The organism is Paenisporosarcina sp., assembly GCF_049671445.1.
Taxonomy (GTDB): Bacteria; Bacillota; Bacilli; order Bacillales_A; family Planococcaceae; genus Paenisporosarcina.
Window position 1 is genome coordinate 1 of the sequence record NZ_JBATUX010000062.1, and the last position, 4,124, is coordinate 4,124.

2 protein-coding genes and 1 pseudogene are annotated in these 4,124 nt (G+C 40.1%); 2 read left to right on the plus strand and 1 reads right to left on the minus strand.

All coding sequences use genetic code 11. The features are described from left to right. Window positions 1–115 precede the first annotated feature (115 nt). Together WBG45_RS08105 and WBG45_RS08110 are read left to right on the plus strand one after the other, a co-directional pair. Window positions 116–1,858 carry an ABC transporter ATP-binding protein gene (locus tag WBG45_RS08105; RefSeq protein WP_424413585.1) on the plus strand — a complete coding sequence of 581 codons (1,743 nt, stop codon included), beginning with the start codon at window positions 116–118 and terminating at the stop codon, window positions 1,856–1,858. Next, entirely contained in the window at window positions 1,839–3,662 is a 1,824-nt protein-coding gene (locus WBG45_RS08110) for an ABC transporter ATP-binding protein (protein WP_424413587.1), read from the plus strand. The genes WBG45_RS08105 and WBG45_RS08110 overlap by 20 nt, the downstream gene beginning before the upstream one ends. A 38-nt stretch (window positions 3,663–3,700) precedes the next feature. Here WBG45_RS08110 and WBG45_RS08115 read toward each other — a convergent pair. Beyond that, window positions 3,701–4,124 (minus strand): annotated as a pseudogene (locus tag WBG45_RS08115) (acyltransferase family protein); the annotation flags it as partial.

Below are 4,124 nucleotides of genomic sequence, written 5' to 3' on the forward strand. Positions count from 1 at the left end.
ATCATATTGAACATTTCAGTATATCGAATGATACCTTTAATGCTTCCGTTGTGGCATAATAGTGAACAATCAGATTATTAATTCGTTTAACGAAGAAGTTTCAGGAGGACGTCACGTGAGAACCGTATTTTCCTATGTCAAACCATATAAATGGCCGATTGCAATAGCTCTTGTCCTTATGCTTATCGAGCTTTCTGTCGAGCTTATTCAACCGCTCATCATCGCTAAAATTATTGACGATGGCATCATGAAAGAAGACGTGTCGGTTATTTGGACATGGGGAGGGGTCATGATGCTTATGGCTATTCTTGCTTTCTTATCCGGAGCAACAAACTCGTTTTTTGCTTCACATGCGTCCCAAAGTTTTGGTTTTGATGTAAGGACTGCTTTGTTTAAACAAGTTCAACAGTTTACAGTAGCTACATTTACTAAATTTCCAACAGCTGGTTTAATCACGAGACTGACAAGCGATGTCACGATGGTTCAAAACGTGCTCTTTATGAGTTTGCGTATCATGTTACGTGCGCCATTACTCGTTATTGGTAGTGTGATTATGGCATTTATCGTCAATGCATACCTCGCTATGTTCTTAGTTATTGGTGCTCCTTTCCTCATCTTTTTCTTATACTTCATGGTTAAGAAGGGTGTTAGCTACTTTGCGTTAGTTCAAGTTCGACTTGATCGTGTGAACCGAGTGCTGCAAGAAAATTTGCAAGCAGTTCGATTAGTCAAAGCTTATTTGCGTGGCAAGTTTGAGTCCTCGCGATTTGAAAAAGTATCAAATCTTTTGAAAATGGATACTGTGAAAGCTTTGCGAGTGATGGAAATCATTTTGCCACTATTATTGTTCGTCATGAATATCAGTTTACTTGCTGTATTATGGTTTGGCGCTTCTGAAATCAAATCAAACAACGCTCAAATTGGAGAGTTAGTAGCTATCGTCAACTATGCTCTACGTATGACAGGGGCTTTCTCTATGTTTGCTTTTATCATTATGGCATTTGCACGTGCAAAAGCTTCTGCTGAACGTATGGAAGAAGTATTACTGGTAAATAAAGGGCTTGAACGAGATGAAAACACAGGGAAAATGCATGAAGCTGCTGAAGGAGAAATCAGCTTTCATAATGTTACGTTCTCCTATCCAAATTCGTCAGAACCCGTGTTGAAGCATATTTCGTTTAACATTAAATCGGGTGAAAAATTAGCGATTATGGGTGCAACTGGAGCTGGGAAATCTACTTTATTGCAACTTATTCCCCGATTCTTCGAAGCTTCATCTGGCTCCGTAAAAGTAGATGGAAAAGACGTAAACAAGTGGTCGTTGGATCAATTAAGGCAAGCCATTGGACTTGTTCCACAACAGTCATTGTTGTTTACAGGGAGCATTTATCAAAACCTAGCATGGGGTAAAGTCGAAGCATCGACAGAAGAATTGCAACATGCCGCTAAACAAGCACAAATTCATACATCAATTGAACAGTTTGCAAAAGGATATGACACGCGAGTTGGACAAAAAGGTGTGAATTTATCTGGTGGTCAAAAACAACGTCTGTCAATTGCACGTGCATTGGTACGAAAGCCTGAAATTTTATTGCTTGATGACAGTACAAGTGCATTAGATGTGAAGACCGAAGCCGCACTTTGGGAAGCATTAGATAAAGAAGAAGCAACAATGGTTGTTGTGACCCAAAAAATTCGTACAGCAAAAGGTGCCGACCGTGTGTTGTTATTAGACAACGGTGAAATTGCAGCTTATGGATCACATGAAGAGCTACTCGAAACCTCCGAATTGTATCGTCAAATAGCGGAGTCGCAACAAGAACAGGAGGTGCCTGCACATGCGACAGATTCCATTTAAACCCTTTGGCTACGATCCTGTTTTGACAAAAGAAGATATTACTCCTGTGAAAAAGAAAAAAGGGGACCGTGCTGGGGATTGGCAAGGAGTATTAAAACGCATTTGGCATCTCGTCGATGAGCAACGTGCTCTGTTAGTCACTGTCCTTATACTTGTCTTTATCAGTTCAGCTTTGGCACTGATTGGACCTTTCTTACTCGGGAAAATTATTGACGAATACATAGTACCTGGTCAATTTGAAGGCTTCCAAACAATGATTTTCTGGCTCATCGGAATTTATTTCTTCTTATCTCTGACGATGTTTTTACAAAACTATTGGATGATTGGCATTGCTCAGCAAGTTATTTATCGGTTGCGAACTAATTTATTTGCGCATTTCCAAAAGTTATCTGTGTCGTTTTTCGATAAACGACAACATGGCGAACTAATGAGCCGTGTAACAAATGATATTGAAAACGTCAGTGCTACATTAAATAGCTCGTTTATCCAAGTGTTCTCAAGTATTTTGACACTAACTGGAACCGTCATTGTCATGCTTTTGCTAAGTCCACTACTGACGCTATTGACGATGACTATCATTCCTGTCATGTTTTACTCCATGCGTTGGATCACGAGAAGGACAGGTAAGCTTTTTAAAGAACAACAACGAGCAGTGGGTGACTTGAACGGTATGATTGAAGAGACGATTTCAGGACAACGAATTGTCAAAGCCTTTTCACAAGAAGATCGTGTAACGGATGAATTTATTGTAAAAAGTGAGCGGTTGCGAAGAACAGGGTTTTGGGCATTAACTTATTCAGGTTTCATCCCAAAAGTCATGAACATGTTAAACAACGCAAGCTTTGCGATAGTGGCTGGCGTAGGAGGTTTGCTTGCCTTAAATGGTCATGTGACAATAGGGACCATCGTCATCTTTTCGGAGTATGCGCGCCAATTCACGCGTCCTTTGAATGACTTAGCCAACCAATTTAACACAGTGTTATCCGCAATTGCTGGAGCGGAGCGAGTATTCTCTATCATGGATGAAGAGATTGAAAAAGATGAAGCTACCTCTAAACTGGACACCGTATTAAAAGGGAAAGTTGAATTTGATAAAGTATCGTTTAAATATGAACAATCAGATGATGAACATACGATTCGCAATGTCAGCTTTACGTTGAAACCTGGAGAAACTGCTGCACTAGTCGGTGCAACGGGTGCAGGAAAAACAACCATTATGCAATTGCTCGCTCGTTTTTATGAAACAAATGAAGGACAAATTCGGATTGATGACATCCCTATACACGAATTGCCTCGACAAACGTTACGTAGTCAAATTGCTTTTGTTTTGCAAGATCCATTTTTATTTGAAGCGACTGTATACGAAAATATTCGCTACGGTAGGTTGAATGCTACGGACGAAGAAATAATGGAAGCGGCAAAACAAGCCAATGCACATGACTTCATCGAAAAACTGCCAGAAGGCTATGACACGGTATTAACCGCAGATGGTGGCGAAATCAGCCAAGGGCAAAAGCAATTGCTATCAATTGCACGCGCTCTTGTTGCGGACCCAGTCATTTTACTGTTAGATGAGGCAACAAGCAGCATTGATACGGTGACGGAAATGAAGATTCAAGAAGCATTGGAACGCTTAATGGAAGGTCGCACAAGCTTTGTTATTGCCCATCGCTTAAACACAGTCAGACAAGCAGACGTCGTTTACGTTATGGACCAGGGGCAACTAATGGAGTCGGGCAGTCAACAAGACCTCATAGATCAAAGAGGATTGTATTATCAGATGCTAAACAATGCAACTGTATAAAAAAGAAGCTGAACCTCTACATGCGAGGTTCAGCTTTTTTAGTTAATAAGTGGTTTAGTTGTATCAGGTTTAGGCTCTTTGCGTTTTCTCGGTGAAAATCCTCCAAGGAATAACTTGCCGTGAGGAACCAGCTTTTGGATGATGATCGATGCTACGATTGGTACAACTAATCCAAACGCGGTAAATCCAATAATGCCATATTTGAAGTAATCATTTAACACGATGTCGGTAAAGATGTGTAAATACATAATGGAAATCGAATGCTTTTCGATTTGTTGTAACCATTTCAACGACATATGAGAGGCAATAAATTGAAATACCCCGACAAACACGAGAGTCATTGCCAGTGGAATAACTAAATCTAACACGATATGTTCATAGCGTAAGAATTTCATACTTAAGTGATAATCAATCACTTTAAACCAATCAAGAACAATGGCTGTCACACTAAAAATAAAGCCG